Below are 26,126 nucleotides of genomic sequence, written 5' to 3' on the forward strand. Positions count from 1 at the left end.
GGGGGCACAATCAGGGGCATGCTCTGTTCGGTCTAGGAAATGTGCCCCCAATGATGCTGAATGCTCGTAAGGTTGAAGCCGCCAAAGGAAAAGAGAAGAGCTATAAGCTCGCTGATGGCGGCGGCCTGTATCTTCAAGTAGAACCCAATGGTTCACGATATTGGCGAATGAAGTATCGCTTCGCGGGTAAAGAAAAACGCTTATCTTTTGGCGTCTATCCAGCTGTCAGCCTTGCCGATGCTAGGCAAAAGCGCGAAGACGCAAAGAAATTACTCGCAGCAGGTAACGATCCAGGCGAAGTAAAGAAAGCGAAGAAGCTGGCTTTGACCTCTGCCACTGAGATAGTCAACCCGTTCAAAGAGGTAGCGTTAGAGTGGCACAAGATGAAGTCGCCAAAATGGTCAGAGGGCTACGCTTCCGACATCCTTGAGGCCTTCGAGAAGGATATCTTTCCCCATATCGGGCAACGACCTATTGCGGATATTAAACCCCTCGAACTACTGGAGGTGCTGAGACTGATAGAAGCCAGAGGTGCGATGGAAAAAGCGAAGAAAGTCCGCCAGCGATGTGGAGAAGTTTTCCGTTATGCCATCGTAACAGGGCGAGCAATTTACAATCCTGCACCGGATCTCGCCAGCGCAATGCAGGGCCACGAAGCCGCCCATTATCCTTTCCTTAAAGCCACCGAGTTACCCGAGTTCTTTACCACCCTGAATGCCTATACAGGAAGCCCGATTGTTGTGCTAGGAGCACATTTACTTATCCTGACTGGACTGAGAACGGGTGAGCTACGCGCCGCTGAATGGTGTGAAATTGATTTTGATAACGCTCTTTGGGAGATACCAAAAGAACGCATGAAAATGCGTCGTGCGCATCTTGTGCCGCTTTCAAAACAAGCATTAGCCCTTCTTGAAACCTTAAAGGAACTGACTGGAAACTATCCTTTGATGTTTCCTGGGCGTAACGATCCTAGCAAATTTATGAGTGAAGCAAGTATTAATCAGGTGTTTAAACGTATTGGATATGCAGGACGTGTTACGGGGCATGGTTTCAGGCATACGATGAGTACGATTCTACATGAGAAAGGATTTAACAGCGCTTGGATTGAAACCCAGCTTGCTCATTTGGACAAAAATTCTATTCGTGGAATTTATAACCATGCCCAATATCTCGAAGGGCGAAGAGAAATGATGCAATGGTATGCTAATTATTTATCTGAGCTAGTTGGTACTCATAAATGAATGTTTTAAAAATTAATAATACTGATTCTCTGCTTAGAGATTACTACCAATTAGATGAAGCTTCAGAAATAATTGGTTGTAATGAAAAGGATATACTCTGGTTTGCTAGAGAACGAGATGTAGAGTTATGCATGGAATTTCATGATGATGAGTATGATGTTTCATGTGGTTTGAAGATCGATGGTCAAATGGATGGGTTCTTATCTAATCTGAAATTTTTACCACGAGACAGAAATGGCAATATTATGTTGTCAGATTTAAGTTCTATAAGAATTCCTGATGAAAATAATTTAATTGATAAGAATGGCTTTATTCGATGCTTCATATCCGGTTTGTGGGCTGTTGATTATGAATATAAAGATCTGTTAGTTAAGCATGAAGGGCAACCGGATTCCTGGCCTCTGCATTTTCTAGTAGCAGGCATACCTAATGTAAATTGTAAGGCAATGCTTTATGTTAATTATGATGAAAAAGAAAATTATTATCTTTTTGAGGTTTTGTGGATTACAAAAGTACAGATTCAAAAATTCATTGATTTAGTATCATGTGAGCAAAAGAGGATAAAAAACACCAACAAATATAAATCACAATCTGAAGCGCAAAAACAAAAGCATGCAGTTCCTCGAGCTGAAATACTCATGGCTATTATTGCGCTCTATCATCGTGATATGAGGTTAAGAAGAGAGAGTCCAGCAGCGATAGCTGATTATCTTTTTCAACACGCCAGTGAGTTCTGGCCTAAGACCGGAGAGCCGCCTTTGAGCTATGATACTGTTGTAGGTTTGCTACGTAGCTGCATGAAAAATATAAAATTTAACTGAAGGTTAACAATTGTTGTGGCTAATGATTTTGGGTTTTTATCATTAGTCACATTTTTCTCATGTATAACATGTGTTTTAATTTTCCGTGTTGAAGCCAATAGACTTAGATAAACGGAGAATGATGAATGTTATCCAAGCATGACAATACTACTTTGCAACGACCTTCAATGGATTCTCTGATCGATATGAAGTTTATTACATCAGATTGCTTACTAAGTGATAAATGGATTTATCGGTTGATTTCTTTAAATCGTTTCCCTAAACCTATAAAAATAGGACGGATGTCGCGTTGGCGCGCAGCTGATTATTATACGTGGAGAGATGGGTTCGAAGAAAACTCTGGGCAGAAATTTGAAGGAATGAGGGAAAAGGCAAGAAACATTAAAAGTGGGAATACCTTAGCGTCTACTCCCACAATTCAGTAGAGTTTAATTTTATTAATAGCCAACGGCTTAGCCTTTAGGCTCAATTCCGCGTAATTGAAGCTCTTTACGTAAAATTCTCTTGATCCAAGATGCCAATGCGTTATCTCCATCTTTGCGCATTTCATTTTCAAGCTGCAACCTGAAATCTTCGTTAAGACGCATTTGGAATGGAGGAGAGCGTTTTTCTTGTGGTGTTGACATGGTAATTACCCTAACATATGATGCCTACATGGTAATTACCATTGTAGAGCTAGAAAGCCTATAAAAGCAATGCCCGAGAGTGCTGGAACACCGCTCGAGCATTTAACCACCGTTAAAAGAGGTAACGAAGATGGCTAAACAGAAGTGTACCTGGTTATTTGCTGCGATCAACCGCAGTCAACGCAATGCTCGTCCTGTGATGTTAAGGAACATCGTAGATAACGAGCGCTCAGCGCGACGCAGACTTGCCCCGGACTACGTGCTGAGCTTTGCCGGTCGCATTCCATGTGGAGGTGAACATGCGTAATTATCCGCAACCCGGCGAACGCTGGCAGCATGAACATGGCTGGACCGTCACCATTATCCGATTAATGGAAGCCACTCCCTCCGTGGCACTGGCTAATCCTGAATTCAGCCGAGAAGTGCTGATACGTTATGACAGCGACAACCAGATTTCTTCCTGCCCTCTGGCATGGTTTGAACAGCGGTATACGCGCCTGTTTGATGCGCCGCTCTTTAAACCTTCACCAGCTCCGGCAGGCGGTAGTGGCTCCGGCCCGCTGACATTGCATCCGTCTGTGGTATTTACCCGCTGGCGGGAGCGCAGCATACGGCGTTCTGCTGAACCTGACGACAATCACTATTCAAAGTTTCTCTGACAAAACGCCGCTGAAAACGGAGTAATCCACAATGAATTTTTCAAACGGGCACAACAGTGCTCAGGGCCACACTTTGCCTGAAAAACACAATACCGGTGCTTTTGCCTATGGATTGTCAGAGGACGGTTTCGGAAAGCTGACTCGCGCAAGAAATGCCTGCGACATGCTCCAGCTTCTCTTTTCTGAATACCCGTCTCAGGGCGGAACGCTGGATGCAGGCTGTGCGCCAGGCATTGCCGCGCTGATGGAGTACCTGCGGGCAGATTTGACGGATATTGCGCACAGTTGCGAACTGATTGAAGGAGGCACCCAATGAACCAGCCGCAGGTTTCTATTTTTCCGGCAGAAATGACTACTGCGCTTTACCGGCGGGCTATTGCATCGGCATGGCGCCAGAAAGCGCTGACTGAAACCGGCTGCGATCAATATGGTCCGCACAGCCTGACGGTTGAACGTATTGAAATGGCCATTGCCCTGCATATCGAGTGCGCATTGATTAACGAATATGGCGAAGCACAGGGAGCAGCGGCGGCGCTGGCGCTGCTGACTGACATGCTGGAACCATCATTGCTGACCGCGCCGCCGGTACTGACTGTGCGCGGCTGTGAAGTGATGGCGGAGCTGTATCGCACGCTTCCGGCGGCCTTTGATGACTTCTGCAGCACGGGTGTGGCGCTGCATAAGGGGGAAGTATGACAACACAGACGGTTACGCAGATTTCAGCCGCCGCGCGGGGGAAATGGCCCGTTATTCTGCAGATGCTGCGTATTGATGTACCTGAAAACGGCAGGCACGGTCCCTGCCCGAAATGTGGGGGCAAGGATCGTTTTCGCCTCGATGACCTTGACGGGCGCGGGACGTGGATTTGCAGCCAGTGCGGTAATGGTGACGGTCTGGATCTGGTTAAGCTCATGACCGGTTACGGCGTCAGAAAGGCCGCGCAGGAGGTGGCGCAGGTGCTTAATGTGCCGGCTGTGCAGGAACTGCCTGTTAAGCCCGCCAGGCAAAAAGCCCCTAAACGCGATATGAGCCTTACCGTGGCGGCGCTGATGAAAGAGAGCCACACGGGAGAAAGCCCCTATCTGACCGGAAAAGGATTTGCCGGATATCCGGCCTCCCTGACCGGAAGCGTGCAGCATATCAGCGGTAAGGATTTTCCTGCCGGCTCCCTGTTGTTACCGCTCACCACCAACGCCGGAGCCGTGACCGGTGCGCAGCTTATCGCCCCGACGGGTGAAAAAAGCATACTGCCCGGCAGCACGATGAAAGGCGCGTTTGTGGCGCTCAGCCCGTTACCGTCTGAACCACCGGTACAGGTGGTGATTACCGAAGGTTACGCCACGGCGCTGACGGTAAGCCAGATCACCGCCGGATGCGTAGTGGCTGCCATATCTGCGGGCAACCTGCCCAACGTCGCACAGGCGCTGCGGGCACGCTGGCCTGAGGTGAAAATTATCATCGCCGGTGATAACGATTTTCAGGACGGGGGCGAGAATCCCGGCAGATCTTTTGCTGAACGGGCGGCAAAAGCCGTTGGCGGCTGGATGACGCTGCCACCGGGAGAGATTAAGGCCGACTGGAATGATTTCCATCGGGAGCACGGTATTACCCGCGCCCGCGAAGCCTTTCGTAACGGTCTGGTGCTGTGCGGGGAGGGCCGCACGCAGCTGCCGCACGGGTTCCGTCTAACCCAGGAATACCTCTGGTATGAAAAGCAGGTACAGCGCAACGGTGAGACGGAGATCCAGAACGTCAAAATATGCAACCCGCTGCGCGTGACGGCAATCACCTGCGATGCCGATGGCGGTAACTTCGGGCGACTGCTGGAGTGGGAAGATACGTGGGGTGAGCGCCGCCGTTGGGCGATGCCGATGGAAATGCTGAGCGGCAGCGGTGAGGAGCTGCGCCGGGTACTGCTGGTCAACGGACTGTCCTATATCAGCACCACCGGTGAGGCCCGCGCACGCCTGATGGAATATATCTCTCTTTGTAAACCGGAACGCCGCGTGACCTGCGTCAGCCGCACCGGCTGGCATGGTCAGGTTTACGTCCTGCAGGATGAGGTCAGCGGTGAAGGTGCAGAGGGTGTCATTCTCCAGACCACTTCCGTGCAGGGTCGCGATTTCCGCGTGTCGGGCACAACGGAGGAATGGCGGGAGCACGTTTCCCGCTACTGCACCGGCAACTCCCGCGTGGCGTTTGCCGTCAGTCTGGCGTTTGCTGCCCCCCTGTTACGGCTGGTTGGTATGGACGGCGGCGGCTACCACCTCAAGGGGGAATCGACGGACGGTAAGACCACCACAATGAAAGCGGCAACCTCCGTCTGCGGCGGGCCTGACTACTGGCAGACGTGGCGGGCAACCGGCAACGCGCTGGAGGGATGCGCCAGCCGCCGCAACGATGCCGCCATGATGCTCGATGAGATCCGGGAGGTGGACGGACGCGAGGCAGGCAATATCGCCTACATGCTGGCAAACGGTCAGGGCAAGGGCCGTGCCGGTACGGACGGTGAGCTGCGCACCCGTAAGCAGTGGCGGCTGCTGTTCTTTTCAACCGGCGAGCTGTCACTGACCGAACATGCGGCAAAAGCTGGTGAGCGTACCTTTGCCGGGATGGAAGTCAGGATGATCCAGATCCCCAGCGATTCCGGGAAATTTGGCGTATTTGAGGTGCTGCACGGCTTCGACAGCGGCAAGGCACTGGCGGAACATCTGGAGTGGGCCACCTCCAGCTACTACGGTTCGCCGTTCCGGGAGTGGCTGAAAGCCCTGACCGCTGACCTTAACGGGCTGACGGCACAGGCAAAGTCACTGATGAAGGAATATACCGCAGCCCTGACCCCGAAAGATGCGGGAAATCAGGTGGGCCGGGCCGTCAACCGCTTTGCACTGGTGGCGATGGCGGGCGAGCTGGCAACCCGGCTGGGTATCACCGGCTGGCCTGAGGGGGAAGCGCTGCGGGCAACCCGCGTCTGCCTGAACGCATGGCTGAAAGATCGCGGGCACACCGCCAACCAGGAAGATATTGCTGCACTGGAGCAGGTACGCAGCTTCTTTACCGCGAATCAGTACAGTCGCTTTGCAGACTGGCACGACGAGCGCAACCGCCCCGGCAATATGGTGGGCTGGCGCAGGGTGGAGAAAGGCAGTACCGCGCAGGGGACGGAAGCCGTCACCACGTTCTACGTCATGCCATCTGGCTGGAAAGAAATCTGCCGGGGATTTGACCCGCGCAAGGTGGCGCGTCTGTGCGCGGATCGTGGATATCTGCTGCCTTCTGCCGACGGAAAGCTCCAGACAACCATTCGCCCGCCAGAGATGAATCCCCGCAGACTCTATGTCTTCAACAGCGAGGTGCCGGGTTAAGGCTTTGCGTGAGTCTTATTTATTTAGGGTAACAGGTGAAACAGGTGGAACAACCGTATTTTACAAGGGCTGAGCCTGTTCCACCTTTTGAAATAGTGAGGTGGAACAGGTGGAACGCCAGCCGATCCGCTGTTCCACCCTGTTACACGCGATGTTCCACCTGTGCTGTGCATATAAATACTTTATAAAACAATGCTGTAACACCTGTTTCACCTGTTCCACCGCATCAGGGACATAACGCAGACTGAAACCGAGGCATTTTTATCTGGCTGGCTTTCATAGCCATGCCTGAATAACCGCAAACGCCCGTTGTACCAGCCACCACACACTGAGCACCGATAGTGCGCTTGTGTCAGCCACGACACAATTGACGTAACGAAGCAACCCGACAGGAGAAGTCATGAACAACCCAGCAGAGAATAACAACCTTTCCACTTTTCCGGCTGTAACGCAGCGGGCACTGGAAACCCTGAACACAGCCAGAAGTGCATGGCTTGAAACACGTCGTCGGCAGAAAGCGGCTGCGGATAATATTGCAACTATCCGCCAGCGCCGCGCTGAAATGGAAGCCACGACGAACGCCCTGAATGAGGAGTGGCGCACGTTGTTTCGTGAAAGCCAGGGCGTAGTCTCAAAGGAAATGAAAAAACTGCGCACGGAAATTGCGCTGGGACGAGAAACGCTTGAGGATTTTGATGAACTGCTGGCAGCTCAGGAAAGCGAAAATGCCTTATTACCGCAGGAAGCCGGGAAATTAGCCGGGCAGTATATCAGCGCACATAACACCCTTGTGGAAATTCGCGCAAAGCAAATCTGGGAAGACTTCATGCAGTCGCATGGTAAGGCGTTAATCCAGACACTGAGCCTGCTCAAAACCACAATGGGGCGGGAAGCCAGTGCCGTTGTGGGGGTGGTGAATTCAGTTAATGACCCGGGCACAGTACTGAAAGACTTTATTCACAAACATATCACCAAACCGGCTCTTACTAACGCTGCGATGCCGGAACAGGACCCTGTGTTTAAACTGGCAGGTGTTGCACCGGATTATGCTGCCCTTGCTGATTTCCGCAAACTTCCCTCTCCGGCGGCCCTTCATAAAATGAAGATCCGGCAGGAACGTGAAGAACTGCAAAAACGTAACCGAGCCGCGGAGGGTATCTGATGGCACTTAAATGTCCCGAATGCGGCACTACGGCACACGCCAGAACCTCCGCCTATGAAGCACCATCGGTTAAACGCTCATGGTATCAGTGCCAGAATCTTGAATGTTCCTGTACATTTACCGCACTGGAAAGTGTGGATACGATAATTATGAAACCCCGTCGTAATGAACAGGAATCAGACAAAGTACAAGTGCCGGAAAAACAACTGAAAACGCTCAATCGCTATGGCTCTGCATCAAAGTTATCAAGCCGCCAGCAAATCCCTGTCTGATTAGCAAAAAACGCTTACCTAATCCCGGCCCGGCACCGGGATTTTTTACGCCTTTTTCCTGGCTGGCCTGAGAGCGAATGAGTGCATGTCTATGGCGCATGAAAACGCATGAGTCTAATGCATCATTTTTGACGCGAAAGCCCTTGTGTGGCGGCTCCTGAGACGATTTACTGGGTGCATGAAAACCATTCTGTTAAGCGAAGCGGGCAGGCGTGGGGGGCTGCGCACGCTGACTAATTTTGTTTAATTGTTTGATGCTGCTTTCTGGATTGAAGTAAGTCTGTAATGATATGATCATGAGGGGCTTTTCAAACAATTTTAAATGCCTTTAAACCAGGACTAAATCATGGCTAGTGCAAACCAACTAAAAGCGTTAGTAAAAAATTTTATCGCACGCGATGATCGCAAGTTTTTGACTGTAGTACTACAGATTGCAGCTCATGAAGCAAAGATAGGCCATGGAAAATTCGCCGATGAGTTGAGATTACTTGTAGAAAAGGCTAAGTTACAAGCTAACGAAGGGAACAATTACCCTCGAGTACTTTCGTCGAGCACTGCTGTAATAAATCATTCCTCTAATGATCTTTTTACTGTTTCTCATCCGACTAATAAAATTTCAGATGTCATTCTTTCAAATGACGTCAGGAATAAGATATTGCGTTTTTTAGAAGAGAATAAAAATGCATCTAAAATTAGGCAGTATGGTCTTGTCCCGAGAAGACATTTACTACTATATGGTCCACCAGGTACTGGTAAAACATTAACGGCAAGCGTTATTGCTCATGAATTACATTTTCCTCTTTTTACTGTAAGAATGGATTCTCTTATAACGAAGTTTATGGGAGAAACATCGTCTAAACTACGAAGTATTTTTGAATATATCAATATGAATAGAGGAGTCTATTTGTTCGACGAGTTCGATACAATAGGTTCAAAAAGAAGCATGCATAATGATGTAGGTGAGATTCGCCGTGTTTTAAATACTTTTCTGCAATTATTAGATGAGCATCATTCTGATAGTTTGATTATTAGTGCGACGAATCATAAAGAAATTCTAGATAGTGCTTTATATCGTAGGTTTGATGATGTGATCGAATATTCTTTGCCTGAAAAAGATAATTTAATTGAATTAATTAAGTCAAAATATCATTCTTTTGAATTAAACGTAAAAGAGTGGGGAAGTTTGTTGAGTAGCGCTGAGGGGCTAAGTTACTCAGAGGTTTCAAAAAGTTGTGATGATGCGATAAAGTTTGCCATTATCAATAACTTAAATAAAATTGATCAAACAGACCTTCAAAAGGTTTTAGAAGAGAGAAAAGCATATAAATAATTACATAGGGACTGAATTATGAAGGCTCACATTAAAATCGACTTACCACAGCAACTTATTGATTATAAACCAGTTACTGGGGGCCCGAAAAAGGGTAAAAGCCCGGTGAATAGAAATGCCCACTTTGCAAAAGTGAGGCATAGTTTAGAGACTGCTATAAATATATATAATGAAAGAAAGAAAACAGTGGAGATGTTAGTAGGTAAAGGAAATGAACCTCAAAAGGTCGTAATAACCTTTCAAGAAAATCCAGAAATTAAAGAACGAATGGTTTTAAAAAGTTTAGATGCAAATGGGATGAAAATAATGTCTGTTAATACTATAGATGGTATGACAATGGCAAACGTTTCTGTGCCCGTAGACGGTTTTTCTAAACTTGAAAAGATTCTGAAAGAATATGCTACTGAGAATACAAAAAAAGGTAACCCGAAGAATCAACCATTTATAGAATCTATATCTAATATAGAATATGGCAATTTTCGGGCTTTATGGTTTAGTCAAGATGAGTTCCCTGATGATATCTATAAGATACACGATCTTGAGTTATGGTTGGACTCAAGTGATATAGAACCAGAAATACTTCTTAATAAATTTGAACAACTATGTGGTCAGTTAGGGATAACAGTTAAACAAGGCACGCTTAGTTTTAAAGATAGAGTTGTAAAAATAGTCTGTGCTTCTATGCATCAGTTAATGCTGCTTCAACAAATGACGGAGATTATTTCGGAAGTTCGGCCCTCGAAAGCTGTGAGTGTAGATTTTCTTGATTTGAAACCAGCTGAAGCTTTTCAGTGGGTTAATGGTATGACTTATCGAAAACTAAATACATTAATTCCTATTTGCATACTTGATACAGGTATCAACTCTCAGCACCCACTGCTTAATACATTTGTAAATCAAAATGCACTAGTTGTAGCCGAACCTCAGTGGGCGAATAGCGATTTAAAAGGTCATGGAACCGGTATTGCTGGATTAGCATTATTTGGTGATCTTAAATACGCAATACAATCTAAAGAATTGCCGATAAGTGGAGTTATTGAGTCAGCTAAAATTTTACCTGATACTGGCGTAAATGAGCCTCAACTTTATGGCGCTATTACCACTGATGCTATCTACAATATAGAAGCCAAACAACCCTCAGAACGTCGGATATTTACGATGGCTGTGTCCTCTCCAAATACTTTAAGAGGGATGCCTACTAGTTGGTCCGCAGCAATCGACAGACTTGCTGCAGGTAGTCCTGATGATCCAGAGAAAAGATTATTTATATTATCTGCAGGCAATCTTCCACCTAATCTAATTTCTGATTATCCGGATGCAAATATTACTTATTCAATTGAAGATCCCGCTAACTCATATAATGCTTTAACAATTGGATATTGGGCAAGCGAAGACAATATTATAACGCCCGGTTATGATGTTATAGCTGAATTAACTGATCTAGGTCCTTCATCGACAACATCAAGAATATGGAAAAATACCTCACCTTATAAGCCTGATGTCGTTTTTGAGGGAGGGAATTTTGGTTATGATAAAGATCTCAATTTTACGGCAAATTTAGAAGAGCTTAGTTTATTAACTCTCTCTCATGATTTCACTCGCGGAGAATATTTTAGTAGCTTCTCTGAAACAAGCGCGGCTACAGGTATGGCTGCATTTTTCATTTCTAGACTATGGGGTCAATATCCAAATTATTGGCCAGAAACGATTCGGGCACTAGTTGTTCATAGTGCTACATGGCCAAGAAAATTACTTGAAAGACATGCCCCATTGCGTACAAAACAGAATGTTGAATCCCTTTTAAGAATGTCAGGTTATGGCTGCCCAAATTTAGCTAAAGCAGTATCAAGCGGCGATCAGTCTGTTAATTTGATAGTTGAAGATACAATTCAGCCTTACACAGTTGATGGCACCTTAAATAAAATGATTCTTTACTCTTTGCCATGGCCTTCTTCTGAATTAGAGAAAATTGGTGGCGAGGATGTAAAGTTAAGAGTAACGTTATCTTATTTTGTAGAGCCTAATCCAGGTGAGAGAGGCTGGGATAACAAATATAAATATGGATCTTTCGGTTTAAGATTTGATTTTAATAGTCCAGGTGAAGAGTCAGGAGAGTTTGTTTCAAGAATAAACAAAAAATTCAAAGAGGATAATCAAGAATTTGATGCTGGTGAAAGTGATTCTAGCCAATGGTTATTAGGACCGACCTTAAGGAATAGAGGTTCTATTCATAGCGATATTTGGAGTGGAACAGCATTAGAATTAGCTGACAAAAAATTCATAGCTATTTATCCTGTAAGTGGATGGTGGAAGGAACTTAAAAAAGAAAATAGACAATCTAGCATTGCAAGATTTAGCTTAATTATTTCTATTGAAACTAAAGAAAACAATTTAGAAATACACAACGAAATTAGTCAGTTATTAAGAGTAGATACAGAAATAGAGAGCGTAATTGAACTTTAATCCGATACACCAGCCATATGGAAATGGCTGGTGTGATCTTCATATGTTGTAAATCTACTGATTTTTGGGGGCCAATAGTAGGAACGTTCATAACGTACCTTCCAGTGTATTTATAACATTCTATGGGGGCATTTCTGGGGGCATTTAGTTATCGATTTATATTTTACATCAATAAATACAATGGTTTAAGTTTTTGTTTTTCTCCTATTATCGCACCATTTCTCTATTTCTTCGCACTGATTTTTTACCCTTTTCTGTACCAGGCCCAGCCCGTCTGATGTCATCAGCACGATAAGCAGCATCATCATCTCATTGTACGCAAATATATCTTCTGTATTACCGCTATCCTTCCTGCAGAAAAAGGAGCAGCGACAGCCGCTCCCTTCTGGCATCAGGATTTTGGGAACACCCAAACATGTTTTTCGGGTAAGGCCAGGTGGCAGTGCTGCGGATCGCGTACTTCGTTGCCGTAGGCGCGGATGACAAAATCATCAGCCACGGTGCGGAACAGGTACTCCCAGCGGTCACCGAGATACATGCTGGTGAGCAACGGGAGAGCCAACTGGTTTTCGCCTGGTCCGTCGGCCAGCACCACACGTTCAACGCGGATCACCGCGGTGCCCTCATGGTCAACCTGAACACCGTCGCCCGCCTGACCCCACAGAACCCAGTCACGTCCTTCAATACGTGCTTTGCCGTCACGCACTTCAGTGACTTTGCCATGCAGACGGTTGTTGCTGCCCATAAATTCAGCGGTGAACAGCGTTTTTGGGGAACCATACATCTCTTGCGGCGTACCCTGTTGCTCGATTTTGCCGTTGTTGAGCAGCAGAATGCGGTCAGAAATCGACATCGCTTCTCCCTGGTCATGCGTCACCATCAGCGCGGACAACCCGAGATTAATAATCAACTCACGCAGGAATACGCGCGCTTCTTCCCGCAGTTTTGCATCAAGGTTGGATAACGGCTCATCGAGCAGGATAACCGGCGGGTTGTAGACCAGCGCACGGCCAATCGCCACGCGCTGCTGCTGACCGCCAGAAAGTTGATGCGGATGGCGCTTACCCAGATGTCCCAGGCCCAGTTGATCCAACACCCCCTGTACCCGTTGGTTGATCTCTGCGGTGGAGACTTTGCGCAACTTCAGCGGGTAGGCCACATTCTCAAATACGGTTTTATGCGGCCACAGAGCGTAGGACTGGAACACCAGCCCCAGGTTGCGCTCCTCGGCGGGGATTTCGCTGCGCGGGGTGCCGTCGTAGACTTTGTTGTTGCCGATGGTAATTGACCCTTGTGTCGGTTTTTCCAGCCCGGCCACCGCGCGCAGGAGGGTGGTTTTACCGCTCCCGGACGGTCCCAGTAACGAAACCACTTCGCCCCGTTTGAGGTCCATGGTCACGCCCTTTAGCACCGGGTTATCACCGTAGGTTAAGTGCAGGTTCTCGACCGATAATTCAATCATGTAATTTCACTCCAAAACGTAGGGCAATACCCAGGCCAATCACCACCAACACAATGTTGATAAACGACAGCGCCGCAACGATATCGATAGCGCCTGCCGCCCACAGAGATACCAGCATCGAGCCGATGGTCTCCGTGCCCGGCGACAGCAGGTAGACGCCCGTTGAGTACTCGCGCTCAAAGATCAGGAACATCAGCAGCCAGGAGCCAATCAGCCCGTAGCGCGACAGCGGAATGGTGACGTGGCGGGTGATCTGCCCACGTGTCGCACCGGTGCTGCGAGCCGCTTCTTCCAGCTCTGGCCCTACTTGCAGCAGGGTTGAGGAGATGAGGCGCAGGCCGTAGGCCATCCACACCACCGTATACGCCAGCCAGACGCTGAACATGGTGCTGCGTAACGAGCGCAGCCAGACAATCAGGTTATCGCGCAGCCACTGCGACCACGGCATGCCGGAAAGCCAGCCGGATTTCAGTGCGTTATCGAGCCACATCGGCAAGAACAGGAACACCCACAGAAACGCCAGACCGGCGAGCAGGCCCGGCACCGCACGGGGAACCAGCACGCTGTAGTCGAGGAAGCGGGTGGTGTTGTCCGGTTTACGGTGCATGGCGATGCCGATAAACAGATAGCAGCCCACCGCCAGCGCGCCGCCAATCACGCCAATCGCCATGGAGTTAACGATGGCCCGCAGCAGGTTCGGCTGTTCCCAGATGGTACGGAAGGTGCTGAGGGACAGCTCATCCCACAGCGAAACGCCCACACCCCAGTTGGAGATAAACGCACGCAGCACCACGCCCATCAACGGTACGCCAATGGTGATGGTCAGCCAAAACGCGACCACAGTACCCGCTATCCAGCGCCATTTACCCAGCGGTAACGCGCGGGCCTGCGAGGCTTTACCCTTCATGGTGACGAAGCGGTTCGCGGTACGCATCAGGCGACGCTGTAGCATGACCAGTGGTATGGTCAGGCAGATCAGCACCACGGCAACGGCCGCCATCAGGTGATACGACGGCGTACCCAGTTTATTGGTCAACTGATACAGGTAGGTTGCCAGCACCATGTTGCCTTCCGGATCGCCCAGTACCAGCATCAGGCCAAACACTTCCAGACCGAGGAAAAACAGCAGCACCACGGCGTACAGAATAGACGGGCGAACCATCGGCAGGCTGACCGAGGTCATCACCTGCAGCGGGGAAGCGCCGGAGATACGCGCGGCTTCTTCCACGTCCGAACTGACGCTACGCAGCGCCGAGGAGATATAGAGATAGGCGTGCGGCACGTGCGTCAGACCCGCAATCACCACGATGCTCGACATGTCGTAGATGTTCCACGGCACGAAGCCAATCAGCGACTGCGTCCACAGCGACAGGAAGCCCACCGGGCCTGCGGCCACCACATAGCCAAAACCCAGCACCATCGGTGAAACAAAAATAGGCACCAGGATCAGCGGCTCAATCAGACGTCTACCCGGTAAGTCGGTACGTACCATCAGGAAGGCCAGTATGCCGCCCAGAGGAATGGCGATAATGACCAGACCGAATGCGAGAATAAAACCGCTTTTCAGCGCTTTATAGAAGTCAGGGTCGGTAAAAATAAAGCCAAAGGATTCAAGGCTCCAGTCCTTTGCCGGCGAGAAGAACGGCGCGGACAAAAAGCTCTGTATCACGATGAACGACAACGGCGTGTAGATAACCAGCGCGGTTAACAGCACGACGATGCCACGCGGCAAGCTTTGCCACTTTCTGCGTAATGCATTCATAAGCGGAGATCCGGTAACACGTATTCAGGAAACGAGCACCAGGCGCACCAGTGAACCGTGCGCCCGGTTCTGGCTCTTATTTGGCCGCGGCTTCACGCCACTGTTTGATGTAATCCAGACGTTTTTTCGGTTGCAGGTATTCAAGTAATGACTCATCAACCGGGATCGGCTTCAGCGCGCTACCCAGCATTTTGGTCATACCGTCGATGTCATTTTTACCATCGATATCGTTACGTATAGACGGAATATCGGCCTGGTTGGCGAGGATGTTTTGCCCTTTTTCAGACAGCACATAGTCCAGCCACAGTTTGGCGGCATTGCTATGTTCTGCCTGCTGGCTGATGAAAGACACTCGTGACAGTACCAGGGTGTAGTCCTTCGGATAGGAAATGCCCAGTGACGGGTCGTTTTTGGCACGCGCTTCGGCGTAAGAGCCGAGGATATTATAACCAATCAGGTTTTCACCCGATGAAACCCGCTCCATCATCGTACCGGTGGACGATTGCACGGCTAACCCGCCTTTCGCCACGTCAGCCAATGTTTTGAAGTAGTTTGGATCGGCCTTGTAGTCCAGCACCGATAGCATGAAGCCAACCCCGGATTTTTCGATATCGTAGGTGGTGACTTTGCTTTTGAATTTATCCACCTGGCCTGCAATCAGCTTTGCCAGCGCGGCGTGAGAATCCGGAACCTCGTTCGCCGGGATGAGGCGCTTGTTGTAAATAAACACCACCGGCTCGTAGGTGGTGCCGTAGGCTTTGTTGTGCCAGACCGCCCATTTCGGTAGCTGGTTCTGCTCTGCTGAAACGTACTCCATGGCATAGTCGGTCGCGAGCTTCATCGCGGTATCCATGGAGGAGCTCCAGATGACGTCACCGCTGCCGCCGCCGGCAGCCTGTTCGCTGATATAACGGTTATACAGCTCGGTGCTGTTCATATCGTTATATTCAACTTTGATGCCCGGATAGGTGGCTTCAAAACCCTGAATCAGCGGCCCCGCCGCTTTAGTATCCGTTGTGGAGTAAACCACGACTTTGCCTTCTTTGGTGGCGGCATCAACCACCTTTTGGTAGTCAGCCGGATACCCCTGCGGCAGCGCGGACAGGGCAGAAAACGACATGAAAACAGCAGCAGAGATCAGAGAGATGCGGAATGTGTTCGCCATTATTATTAACCTTCTAATTACATTTGAGGAACTAAAAGTCAACATAGCGGATGGGAGGGGAGAGACAAGAGGGGAGAGAGAGCCGGCTGGTGGAAATGTGATTGTTGGCGTTGTTTCGGTAATTAACACCATAGAAACCGTGAGAGCGGCGCGTAATCCTCCTCGTTTTTTGCGCTACAGCACTTATCCCCGATCGGCTTTGCGGTACAGCCGCCTTGGATGCCCAATATTCCCATACTGAATCTCAATCACAATAAAACCAATTTCCACGCAATACTCCAGATAGCGACGCCCCGTGGTTTTGCTGATCCCCGCGTCTTCCACCACCTGTTCGACTGACCAACTGGTGTCAGGATGTTCGCTGAAAATACGTTTCACCCGCTCGAGCGTTGCCGGTTCAATACCCTTTGTTGATGGCTGGGTTGATGCCTCACCCGCGGGTAAATTGAACAGTTTATCCAGTGCATGTTGGTCAACAACCTTTACCTGGCGCAGAGTGTGTACCAGCAACATAAAGCGCTCCAGCGAGGCCCGCAGACGGTGGGAAAACACGGGTTTTAGCAGGTAGTCAAACGCGCCGCTGCGCATAGCATGGCTGCAGGTTTGCATATCGCTGGCGGCGGTGATGAATATCACCGAGCACTCAAACTGTTTGAGCAGCGGGCTATCAATAAGCTCAACGCCCTGGCCGTCCGGCAAATAGTTGTCCAGCAACAGCAGACGCGGCCGATGACGGAGGATCAGCTCGCGGGCCTGTTCCAGCGATCCCGCGATCCCCACGATGCGCAGATGGAAGTTTTGCTCAATAAACTCCCGATGCAACTGTGCGAGATGTGGCTCATCTTCAACAATAACAACCTCAAGAGGGCGGATATCAGTCATGGGAAGGTCCTGCTGAAAGTGAAATCTGGAACGGGATGAAAACCGAAAATACGGTACCCTGCGGGATGTTATCGCTTATTTCGATACTGCCACCGGCCCGACGAACATAGCCTGCGACCAGGTACAGGCCAATACCATGTTCTGAACCGGTGAGTTCACTGCTGTCAGTGGGTTTACTGGTGAAGCCTTGCTCAAAAATATGCGGCTTCATGGCCTCATCAACGCCACAGCCCCGGTCAGCCACTTCAATCACCAGTTCGTGGTTGCGATCCGATATATACACTTCCACCGGCGCGGTACGTGCTGGCGTTTTCAGCGTGGCATCGACCGCATTGTCCACCAAATTACCAATTACCGACATCAGCTCCGTTTCGCTCAGCCCTTCCGGCAGGCGCGAGAGCTGGCAGGCGGGGTCGAAAACCAGCTCAACACCTTTCTCGCGGGCACCGACATATTTCCCCAGCAGCAGGCCGCACAGCGCCGGAGAGACAAACTGCCTGGAGAGGAAATCCAGCACCTGCTGGGCTCCCTCTGACTGTACCTGGATATAACGCAGCGCGTCGTCATAGCGCTGCATCTGCAGCAGGCCGACGAGCGTCGCCGTCCAGTTAAGCTGCTCGTGGCGCATGATGCGCAGGTTATCGGCATAGCGGGTCACCTGGCTGAGTTGACTGCTGAGCGTATTGATATCGTTCTTATCGCGGAAGCTGAATACCCAACCGCTTTGGGTTCCCGGCTCAACTTCAATAGCCACGCGGTTGACGATGGTTTCCCGTTGATTCAGGACGGTAATATGATCGTGATGGCGGCTGTCATAAGCGGTATTGCCTGGCGCGAAAAACGACGGTGGCAGTTGAATCACCTCATCCAGCGGCTTGCCGAGCAACGCTTGTTCACTCTGGCGAATATTGAGCATCTCCCTGGCGGCGCGGTTGATGAGTATTAGCTGTTTATCGGCATTCACCGCAAATACTCCTTCGTACATGGCCTCCAGTAACGCCTTTTGCTGTAGCACCAACTGGGCGATATCTTTGGGTTCCAGGCCGAACATCTGTTTTTTCAGCGTGCGGGTCAGTAACCAGGAAAAAATAAACAGCAGCAGCAGCAGGGCAAGGCCGTACATTCCGGTGCGCCACAGCAGGAGGGCGTTGATATTGGCGATGTAGGAGGTGAGGTAACCGACGGAGACAATGCCGATTACCTGATGATGGCTATCGAAAATAGGTGCCTTACTGCGTAACGAGACACCGATCCCGCCCTTACGCACTGTGATAATGGTTTTGCCCTGCAGTACGTCAGCATTGTCGCCGCCGATCATCGGCAGGTTAAGGCGCTCCGGGGATTCTGAGTGGTAAAGATGCTGTTCACGCGCATCACCAATCACAATATAACTGGCGTCGCTTTCGGCGCGCAGCGGCTGAATCAGTTGTGCGATACCGGGAATATCCCGCTGCTGAACTTTTTCTGCCAGACCGGGAATCAGGGCAATTTCGCTGGCCTGTACCCGCGCGCGTTGGCCCAAATCGTGGTGCAACTGGCGGTCGATAAAGTGAAACAGCAATACGCCAAGCAGCGCCAGCAGAAGGCAGGAAAAAGCCACCAGTGAGAGGAACAGCTTTACCTGAAAGGACAATCTGAGTTTCATGTAGTCCGCAGCGGCCAGAGCAGAAAGGGTCATCTGAAAAGCCTATCATGCGAAAATACGAACCGTAATCGAGGGACGACAGAGTTGTGAACTGCCTACATTCTCCGCGAATTTCTGAGGCAATAAACGGTATGTCGACGATGCGATCCAACGGCTGTATTCATTGAAAATGCGCATCGTTGACGGTGATTTTTTTGGATCTTCCGGTCTATGACTCTGGGTGTCCGTCGATCGCTGCTTTCAGATCGCGATACTCTTCGCATTGGGTGCCGCAGATAGTCTTAATGGTTGCCAGCTCTGCTTTCGCCAGGTCGGGGCGGCCTTTAACCATCCATGCTTCCCCAAGATATTCGCGCACTTTCGCATAGTGCGGATCAAGGGCAATCGATCGTTGGTAGTAACTTATCCCTTCATCCGTACGCCCTAACTTGCGCGTCGCATAGCCTCGATAGTTCCAGGCTTCACGCGTATTGGGCTGCTGTAAGGTATCGAGTAAATTGATGGCATCCTGATAATGGCCGGTTTTCGCCAGGTGATACGCATACTGCGTTTTATCCTGATCGTCGATCATGCTGCTTTTTTCGGGCAAACATTTTTGGGTTTTGTTGTCGTAAACCTGACCCTTCGGGCATGTTGGTGTGGTGGTATCGTCATTGCCCATGGCGCTGGCTGCAGCAGAGTAGAGCAGCCCGCCTGAGATCAGGCAAATCAACGGCAGTATTTTCGTCATGGCGTGCATCTTCATGGTCCTGTCCTCTCGGTATGAGTGAAGGTTCTTGCATGCTGTAAACCGCGCAGACCATGCTTTATTCATTATCGATGCCTATAAATTGACCTGCCGTTTATTTTTAATACACCGCTGATCCAGCCGATTGTTCTGCGGTATTTAGTAATGTCCCGAGTCGTGTGAACTATAGTAAAGATGGCCGTTATTTCTCATTATTAATAACCGTGAGTGGGGGATGTGCATGAAGAAGATTCTGATGCTGGTCGGGGATTATGTCGAAGATTATGAAACGATGGTGCCTTTCCAGGCTCTGCAAATGCTCGGTCACCGGGTTGATGCCGTCTGTCCGGATAAACAACAAGGTGACTATGTTCAGACCGCCATTCACGATTTTGATGGGGCGCAGACTTACAGTGAGAAACCAGGACATCGCTTCACCTTGAATGCGAATTTCTCTGATGCGCGCGAGGCGGATTATGACGCCTTGTTGATCCCTGGTGGGCGGGCGCCGGAGTATTTGCGTCTGAATCCGGATGTCATTCAACTGGTACAAGACTTTAACTCCGCGGGCAAACCTATCGCCGCTGTGTGTCATGGCCCGCAACTGCTGGCGGCAGCCGGAGTGTTAGAAAACCGGACCTGCAGCGCGTATCCAGCGTGTGCGCCAGAAGTTCGGTTAAGCGGTGGGCATTATGCCGATATCGGCATTGACCAGGCGCACGTCGACGGCAATCTGGTTACCGCGCCGGCATGGCCTGCTCATCCTGCCTGGTTGGCTAAATTTGTTGAAGTATTAATGAAGTAACGGGTACTGGCTTTGCAGGTCGGTATAACCCATCCGGCTATACCGACTGCAAAAAATTACCGTTGCATGAGTGCGAATACTCCCCAGCCGAGATATTCCCAGGTGAAGGTGACATGGCGTCCCGGTGACGTCCTCAGTTGCTCTCTGACTTCCTGCGTAAAGTCATCGTTTGGGTTCACCTCCAGCCACCGAACTGCCTCGTATGCCTGGGCAATATCTTTCGTAGCGGGTATTTGACGCCAGTAATAGTAAAAATTCTGGGAATATCCATCACTCTCTCCTTAGCGATTATCTAACTGGGCGCGAACATTGTTTAATCCGGTGGTGTTGATGCGGTAGGGCTGGCCATTGACGGATTTGATCAATTTTTTGGTTCTGAGCTTTTTAAACACCTCAAGCGTGCAGTCGCAGAGCAGCAATCCTTCGCGGCTATAACATTCAACGGATGTGACGCGGCCAGCGCTATCGCGGACGTGCGCAATGCGGCCACCTTTGGCGAGAACGTGTAAGGTACGTTGTTCCTGACGGGATAAATTCATACTGGAAAACCTGTTTAATCATCATGTGCAAAACGTGCAAACACACTGCGGTGTCTGCATTCGATTTCGGCGCATTGATAACCAGTCCGGCCTGATAAGGTCGGCAAACTGATTATCTGATGATGACATTCTCCAGCATCAAAGCCTCGGGTTGAGTTGAAAGGTATTTACATGCTGAATGATAACAGGCAGTCCCTCGAGGGGAACCCTTGTGACGCTAATTTGTGATCTGTAACCGCAGTGCGGCCACATTATAGATAATGCCAAACACCGCTACCGCCAGCAGGAACAGGGACGAGATAAAAACGCTGTCTCTGATAAACCGCGTGGGCATCCAGCGTTTGAACATCACGATATAAAACGACAGAACGGCAACGTCAAAAATGATCCATACCAGCGTGAGTACCAGCATGCTGGTGGCGAAATTATGTGTAATGGTGATGAACTGGGGAAAGAATGAAACGAAAAACAGAATATCTTTCGGGTTTGACACGCCAATCAGGAAACCGTTGATAAATCCCCCATGAGACGGCTGGCGAAAGCCTTCGCTGGCGGCTTGATTTCTTGCCCGCAGGCTGCAAAACGCGCTATAGCCGATATACAGCGATCCGGCGATACCCAGCACACACAGCAGCAGAGGAGAGAGCGATACCACCCCTGCCAGCATCAGCGCAGCGAGCGCAAGCAGTAGCAATGAAGCGCCGTTCGTTCCGCATAGCGTCATAAAGGCCTGGCGATAGCCGTACTGTGCCGCCGTCGCGGTAATCAGCGCCACAACAGGGCCAGGCGTTAGCAACAGTGTTAGCACCGAGAGGCTGTATACAGCCAGTAAAGCGAGATTCATATCTGATGATCCTGACGTTATTTTTCATCAGTATTCCGCCTGTGTGTCACATTGAAAAACGAATAAAACTGCGCTCTACTGTGAGTAAAACTCAACATAGAAGCCGATGATGACGCTACCCCCGCTGTATGCCCTGAGAGCTTTCGAAGCTGCTGCCCGTCTGGGGTCCTTTAGTAAAGCGGCTATTCAACTGAACGTCACGCCTGGTGCGGTAAGCCGTCATATCCGCACACTGGAAGCCTGGTTTGGCTGCGAACTGTTTGTTCGTAGCGGCCCCCGTATTGAGATAACGCCTTCAGGACAGGGGTTAGCGCAACAGCTGACGGTCGGATTTCAGAGTTTAGAACATGCCTGCCATGCTTTTCGTCGCAGCAGTCATGAGCTGCGGTTGAAAGCTCCCTCAACGTTGACCATGCGCTGGCTGCTGGATGTGCTGCGCCATTTCCGGGAAGCCCATCCAACGCCGGTGATTGAAATCTCCAGCGTGTGGATGGACACCGATTCCGTCGCATTCAGTCGCGAACCATATGACTGTGCAATCCTGTTGGGGAATGGTTATTTTGGTGAGGATACGGACAGTCGTTTGCTGTTTCAGGAGTGGCTTATCCCGGTCTGCGCGCCTGCGTTGCAGGCTCAGGCGCAAAGTGATATCGCCGCCTGTGAATTGATTCATCCTTCTGCCGATCGCCGCGACTGGCGTCGCTGGCTGCAGCGTAGCGGAGCGTTTCCTGCATTGAACCTGTCACGTGGCAACGTGTTCGACACCCTGGAACAGGGGAGTCTTGCGGCAATGAGCGGGCATGGGGTAGCGGTCGCCGATCTGCTCTTAAGCCTGACGGCTATTCAGAGTGGGATGCTGGCGTTACCGTTTAAACAGGCGGTCGCGACAGGAGACGGCTATTACCTCGTCTGGCCAAAAGCGTCAACCCGGCTTCGAAATATTGAGTTGCTGTATCGCTGGTTAAAAGAAGCTGCGCCCGAGGCTGACATGGCAGAACTGCTCTGGCTGGAATAACCCGGCGAATGTCATATTGATAACAATTCTCATTATTATTGTTGTGTTGTGCGGGTAATGGTAATGTTGCCACCCATCGTACGTTGCAAATTCCATTTCCTGTGCAGAAGACAGCATGAACAACACCACCGCCCAGAATGCATCCGGACGTTTTACCCGCACCTTCTCCGTCAGTGAGTTTAGGGACTTTGGTGAGCGTTACGGGATCGATTACCGTTTTCCGTTACTGGCGCAAAAACCGGGTCTTCCGTGTTCCAGTGCCGTGTTGCAAGGGGAAGTGGAGGAGATGATGCTCCCTTGCGGGATGTGCGTCACACACTCTGATGTACAGGTGCTGCAACCGTATGAAACCACCTCCCGGTACAGTAGCCCCTTGTATATGCTGGTGGTGCTGGAGGGTTGTGTGATACTGACGCTCAACGGACAGGAACATGTGGTACGTTCCGGCATGGCGTTTAGTTCGCGTCTGAGTGAACGTCAGGCGATGAGCGCCCGTCACCCTGCAGACTGCAAGCTACGGACGCTATCACTCGGGTTGTATCCTGACGGGGCATGGCGCACAGGATTACTCGAATCCCTTATGCGTGAGTGGGAAAGCTGCCAGACGCCAACGCTTATCTGGCAGGTGCCGGGGTTTTTACTCAGCGGATTACAGTATGCGCAGCAGGGCTCGCTTAGCCATGTTTCCCGCCAGTTGATGCTGGAAGGACTGATTTTACAATTATTTGGTCACGGTCTCAGCGTTTGTCAGGTAGAGAGCGGTAAATGCCTCGCCGCCAGTGGCGAGCAGCAGCGGCTGGAAAGTGTGCGTCGCCTGTTGGAGCAAACCCCTGAAAATGACTACACGCTTAACGAGCTGGCGCAGCGTGCGGCGATGAGCCCCAGCAGTTTGCGCAGTAAATTTCGCACGGCCTATGGCTGCTCGGTGTTTGACTACCTGCGCGACTGCCGCCTGGAACGCGCGCGTGGCTATTTGCTGGAAGGATATAGCGTACAGCAAGCGGCATGGATGTCTGGCTACCAGCATGCCACCAACTTTTCCACAGCCTTTCGTCGTCGCTATGGCTTCCCGCCTGGTGATGTTCTCAAACTTTGCTAATCCATTTTCCCATTTTATGCGCGTGGCAGATTAATAATTTGGCGTTGCGCATACGCAACCTGGCATTCGGCATAGCGACTCCTGATACAAAAATGGCAATAATTCTCATTTACAATTAGACATGCCTTGGGAGATGTTCATGTTCGCGAAGACTCGGTTGGCGCTGCTGGTAGGATGGGTGACCGGCAGTGTGGCTTTTCCTCTGCTGGCGCAGGAAACAACAAACAATGATACGGTGGTTGTCACCTCGCAAATGCAAAGTGGGGCGACCAAGCTTGCCACACCGGATATCGAAACGCCGCAATCGGTCTCTATCGTTACCCGTGAACAATTTGAAGAACAAGGTGCGACCAGCGTGCGGCAGGCTGTTAGCTACACGCCTGGGGTGTACAGTAACCAGATTGGTGCCTCCAACCGCTTTGACTACATTGTGCTGCGCGGTTTCTCCGATGGTAGTCTGGACAACGTCTATCTCGACGGCCTGAAAATGATGGGCGACACCAACTCGCACAGTTCGCTGGTGGTCGATCCGTGGTTTCTCGACAATATTGAAGTGGTGCGCGGCCCGGCTTCCGTGCTGTACGGCCGATCTTCTCCGGGCGGGATCGTGGCGCTGACATCGCGTAAACCGTCGTTTGATGCGGGCGGAGAAGTGAAACTGTTTGCCGGAAACAACAATCAGCGCGGCGCTGCGTTTGATGTCACCGGGGCGCTGGACGATAACGACCGCGTGGCGGCGCGCCTGAGTGGCATGACGCGCTATGCTGATTCGCAGTTCGGCCCGTTGAAAGAAGAGCGCTACGCGCTGATGCCCAGTCTGACCTGGCGCATTACTGACCAGACGCGTCTTGACTTGATGGCCTATCTGCACCGTGACCCGGAAGGTGGCAGCCACTCCGGCCTGCCGTATGACGGCACCGTTGTGCCACACTATGGGCAGAAGATCGCCAACACCTTCTACGAAGGCGAGGATGACTACGACAAATATGATCGCCGTGAAAATATGGTCGGCTACAACATTGAGCACATGTTTGATAACGGCTGGTCGGTGCGGCAAAAGTTACGCTATTTGCATACCGACGTTGAGCTGAACCAGGTGTATGCGGCCGGCTGGTTGAATGAAACAGAGCTTAATCGCGGTTATTCCGGCTCTGATGAAAACATGTCGGCCATTACGCTGGATAACCAGCTCGACGGCAGTTTTGATACCTGGCAGGTCAATCACCGCTTGCTGGTGGGCATCGATTATCAGGATCGCAGTAACAATACTACCGGCTATTACGGGGCATTTCCGCCGATCGATGCGTTTAACCCGGTGTACGGGGCGAAGCCGGATTACATCAATATGTATGCGCGCGAGAAGCACAAGTTGCGCCAGACGGGCTACTATTTGCAGGATCAGATGTCATGGGATCGCTGGCGTATAACGCTCGGTGGCCGCTACGATCAGGTGAGCATATCGAATATTGATAAGCAAAACGGCACTCGCAGCGATCTGGACAAAAATAACTTCAGCAGTCGCGCTGCTCTGCTTTATTTGTTCGATAACGGTGTTGCGCCGTACATCAGCTATTCCACCGCCTTTACGCCAACCAGTTTTGCTGATGAGAACGGTAACCTGTTGGAACCGATGAAAGGCAAGCAGTGGGAAGCCGGGCTGAAATATGAACCGGAAGGGTTGAATAGCCAGTTTAGCGCGTCGGTGTTCCGCATTAATCAGACCAATATTGCCACCAAAGAAGAGCCGACCGATCCGTACCGTTCGATTGGCGAAATTGAATCTGAAGGGGTGGAACTGGAAGCTATTAGCCAACTGACGGACAGTTTCCGTTTGCAGGCGGCGTATACCTACACCGATATTCGCTATAAGAAAAGCAGCCCGGAAGAGCAGGGTAAGCGTGCCGTATATGCACCGCGCAATCAGGCCAGCACCTGGTTAAGCTACGATGTGAAAAGGGGGCCTCTGGAGGGGCTGACGCTGGGTTCAGGCGTGCGCTACGTTAACGGTATTACCAGCGATCGCCAGAATACTCACACCCTGCCGTCCTACACATTGGTGGATATGGTGATGGGTTACGACTTAACGAATATCGGTATTAAAGGGTTGAGCGCGCAGTTGAACGTTAACAACCTGACCGATAAACGCTATGTCGCGGCCTGCAACTCGCTTTCTTATTGTTACTTTGGCGCAGAACGCAGCATTGTTGGCAGCGTATCCTGGAAATTCTGAGTCTCTCTTTTT

Annotated in this window: 25 protein-coding genes and 1 pseudogene; 16 read left to right on the plus strand and 10 right to left on the minus strand. The window is 50.4% G+C overall.

Translation table 11 applies throughout. From position 1 onward, the window contains the following. The first annotated feature begins 50 nt into the window (after window positions 1-50). The 3 genes from FDX19_RS22295 to FDX19_RS25720 all read left to right on the plus strand — a co-directional run bounded on the left by FDX19_RS22295 (window position 51) and on the right by FDX19_RS25720 (window position 2,487). Window positions 51-1,241, plus strand: a complete 1,191-nt coding sequence (locus FDX19_RS22295; RefSeq protein ID WP_137384437.1) for an integrase arm-type DNA-binding domain-containing protein — start codon at window positions 51-53, stop codon at window positions 1,239-1,241. Beyond that, window positions 1,238-2,062, plus strand: coding sequence for a hypothetical protein (locus tag FDX19_RS22300; RefSeq protein WP_023225881.1), 825 nt, complete (start codon window positions 1,238-1,240; stop codon window positions 2,060-2,062). Before FDX19_RS22295 ends, FDX19_RS22300 begins: the two co-directional genes overlap by 4 nt. A 185-nt stretch (window positions 2,063-2,247) precedes the next feature. Beyond that, complete coding sequence (locus tag FDX19_RS25720) at window positions 2,248-2,487, plus strand: AlpA family phage regulatory protein (protein ID WP_323368235.1); 240 nt, start codon at window positions 2,248-2,250, stop codon at window positions 2,485-2,487. Between the two features lie 27 nt (window positions 2,488-2,514). On the opposite strand, the gene FDX19_RS25215 is transcribed toward FDX19_RS25720, so the two are convergent. After that, entirely contained in the window at window positions 2,515-2,688 is a 174-nt protein-coding gene (locus FDX19_RS25215) for a hypothetical protein (RefSeq protein WP_164519984.1), read from the minus strand. Between the two features lie 130 nt (window positions 2,689-2,818). Here FDX19_RS25215 and FDX19_RS22310 point away from each other — a divergent pair, with 130 nt between their 5' ends. The 9 genes from FDX19_RS22310 (at window position 2,819) to FDX19_RS22350 (ending at window position 11,939) form a co-directional block, all read left to right on the plus strand. Further along, a complete protein-coding gene (locus tag FDX19_RS22310; protein ID WP_024148073.1) occupies window positions 2,819-2,995 on the plus strand; it encodes a host cell division inhibitor Icd-like protein in 177 nt (58 codons plus the stop codon). Beyond that, window positions 2,988-3,347, plus strand: coding sequence for a hypothetical protein (locus tag FDX19_RS22315; protein WP_023225880.1), 360 nt, complete (start codon window positions 2,988-2,990; stop codon window positions 3,345-3,347). The genes FDX19_RS22310 and FDX19_RS22315 overlap by 8 nt, the downstream gene beginning before the upstream one ends. A 31-nt stretch (window positions 3,348-3,378) precedes the next feature. Further along, window positions 3,379-3,663, plus strand: coding sequence for a hypothetical protein (locus FDX19_RS22320; RefSeq protein WP_001011721.1), 285 nt, complete (start codon window positions 3,379-3,381; stop codon window positions 3,661-3,663). After that, the gene (locus FDX19_RS22325; protein ID WP_137384438.1) at window positions 3,660-4,043 is read left to right on the plus strand and encodes a DUF5375 family protein; all 384 of its coding nucleotides are present in this window, start codon (window positions 3,660-3,662) and stop codon (window positions 4,041-4,043) included. Before FDX19_RS22320 ends, FDX19_RS22325 begins: the two co-directional genes overlap by 4 nt. Next, complete coding sequence (locus tag FDX19_RS22330) at window positions 4,040-6,712, plus strand: TOPRIM and DUF927 domain-containing protein (RefSeq protein ID WP_137384439.1); 2,673 nt, start codon at window positions 4,040-4,042, stop codon at window positions 6,710-6,712. The genes FDX19_RS22325 and FDX19_RS22330 overlap by 4 nt, the downstream gene beginning before the upstream one ends. Window positions 6,713-7,112: 400 nt before the next feature. Further along, entirely contained in the window at window positions 7,113-7,874 is a 762-nt protein-coding gene (locus FDX19_RS22335; protein ID WP_137384440.1) for a septation initiation protein, read from the plus strand. Then, window positions 7,874-8,146 (plus strand): ogr/Delta-like zinc finger family protein, encoded by a 273-nt coding sequence (locus FDX19_RS22340; RefSeq protein ID WP_023225877.1) that lies wholly within the window; start codon window positions 7,874-7,876, stop codon window positions 8,144-8,146. Before FDX19_RS22335 ends, FDX19_RS22340 begins: the two co-directional genes overlap by 1 nt. 346 nt (window positions 8,147-8,492) lie before the next feature. Then, on the plus strand, window positions 8,493-9,476 hold the full coding sequence (locus tag FDX19_RS22345; RefSeq protein WP_023246052.1) for an AAA family ATPase: 984 nt from the start codon (window positions 8,493-8,495) through the stop codon (window positions 9,474-9,476). Window positions 9,477-9,494: 18 nt separating this feature from the next. Further along, window positions 9,495-11,939 (plus strand): S8 family peptidase, encoded by a 2,445-nt coding sequence (locus FDX19_RS22350; protein WP_023225875.1) that lies wholly within the window; start codon window positions 9,495-9,497, stop codon window positions 11,937-11,939. Between the two features lie 391 nt (window positions 11,940-12,330). Here the strand turns inward: FDX19_RS22350 and FDX19_RS22355 are convergent, their stop codons facing one another. From FDX19_RS22355 to FDX19_RS22380, 6 genes are all read right to left on the minus strand, one after another. After that, entirely contained in the window at window positions 12,331-13,401 is a 1,071-nt protein-coding gene (locus FDX19_RS22355) for an ABC transporter ATP-binding protein (protein ID WP_137384441.1), read from the minus strand. Then, window positions 13,394-15,163 (minus strand): iron ABC transporter permease, encoded by a 1,770-nt coding sequence (locus FDX19_RS22360; protein WP_137384442.1) that lies wholly within the window; start codon window positions 15,161-15,163, stop codon window positions 13,394-13,396. Before FDX19_RS22360 ends, FDX19_RS22355 begins: the two co-directional genes overlap by 8 nt. Before the next feature lie 76 nt (window positions 15,164-15,239). Further along, window positions 15,240-16,328, minus strand: a complete 1,089-nt coding sequence (locus FDX19_RS22365) for an ABC transporter substrate-binding protein (RefSeq protein ID WP_137384443.1) — start codon at window positions 16,326-16,328, stop codon at window positions 15,240-15,242. A 183-nt stretch (window positions 16,329-16,511) separates the two neighbouring features. Continuing rightward, window positions 16,512-17,210 (minus strand): response regulator, encoded by a 699-nt coding sequence (locus tag FDX19_RS22370; protein ID WP_137384444.1) that lies wholly within the window; start codon window positions 17,208-17,210, stop codon window positions 16,512-16,514. Further along, window positions 17,203-18,855, minus strand: coding sequence for a sensor histidine kinase (locus tag FDX19_RS22375; protein WP_137384467.1), 1,653 nt, complete (start codon window positions 18,853-18,855; stop codon window positions 17,203-17,205). The genes FDX19_RS22370 and FDX19_RS22375 overlap by 8 nt, the downstream gene beginning before the upstream one ends. A gap of 208 nt (window positions 18,856-19,063) precedes the next feature. Beyond that, entirely contained in the window at window positions 19,064-19,600 is a 537-nt protein-coding gene (locus tag FDX19_RS22380) for a M48 family metallopeptidase (protein ID WP_137384445.1), read from the minus strand. A gap of 217 nt (window positions 19,601-19,817) precedes the next feature. Here FDX19_RS22380 and FDX19_RS22385 point away from each other — a divergent pair, with 217 nt between their 5' ends. Then, window positions 19,818-20,387, plus strand: coding sequence for a DJ-1/PfpI family protein (locus FDX19_RS22385; protein ID WP_305764231.1), 570 nt, complete (start codon window positions 19,818-19,820; stop codon window positions 20,385-20,387). A gap of 56 nt (window positions 20,388-20,443) precedes the next feature. Here FDX19_RS22385 and FDX19_RS25565 read toward each other — a convergent pair. The 3 genes and pseudogenes from FDX19_RS25565 to FDX19_RS22400 all read right to left on the minus strand — a co-directional run. Further along, a pseudogene (locus FDX19_RS25565) lies at window positions 20,444-20,632 on the minus strand (SAM-dependent methyltransferase); the annotation flags it as partial. A gap of 36 nt (window positions 20,633-20,668) precedes the next feature. After that, window positions 20,669-20,926, minus strand: a complete 258-nt coding sequence (locus FDX19_RS22395; RefSeq protein WP_048212521.1) for a YjhX family toxin — start codon at window positions 20,924-20,926, stop codon at window positions 20,669-20,671. Window positions 20,927-21,143: 217 nt separating this feature from the next. Then, window positions 21,144-21,770 (minus strand): LysE family translocator, encoded by a 627-nt coding sequence (locus tag FDX19_RS22400; protein ID WP_137384447.1) that lies wholly within the window; start codon window positions 21,768-21,770, stop codon window positions 21,144-21,146. 109 nt (window positions 21,771-21,879) lie between these two features. Between FDX19_RS22400 and FDX19_RS22405 the strand changes: the two genes are divergently transcribed. The 3 genes from FDX19_RS22405 to foxA all read left to right on the plus strand — a co-directional run bounded on the left by FDX19_RS22405 (window position 21,880) and on the right by foxA (window position 26,114). Continuing rightward, a complete protein-coding gene (locus tag FDX19_RS22405) occupies window positions 21,880-22,785 on the plus strand; it encodes a LysR substrate-binding domain-containing protein (protein WP_137384468.1) in 906 nt (301 codons plus the stop codon). Between the two features lie 115 nt (window positions 22,786-22,900). Next, window positions 22,901-23,884, plus strand: coding sequence for a helix-turn-helix transcriptional regulator (locus tag FDX19_RS22410; protein ID WP_137384448.1), 984 nt, complete (start codon window positions 22,901-22,903; stop codon window positions 23,882-23,884). 121 nt (window positions 23,885-24,005) lie between these two features. Then, window positions 24,006-26,114, plus strand: coding sequence for a ferrioxamine B receptor FoxA (gene foxA / locus FDX19_RS22415; RefSeq protein WP_137384449.1), 2,109 nt, complete (start codon window positions 24,006-24,008; stop codon window positions 26,112-26,114). Window positions 26,115-26,126: the final 12 nt, after the last annotated feature.

Origin of the sequence: Citrobacter sp. wls619 (assembly GCF_005281345.1) — a bacterium.
Classification (GTDB): domain Bacteria; phylum Pseudomonadota; class Gammaproteobacteria; order Enterobacterales; family Enterobacteriaceae; genus Citrobacter.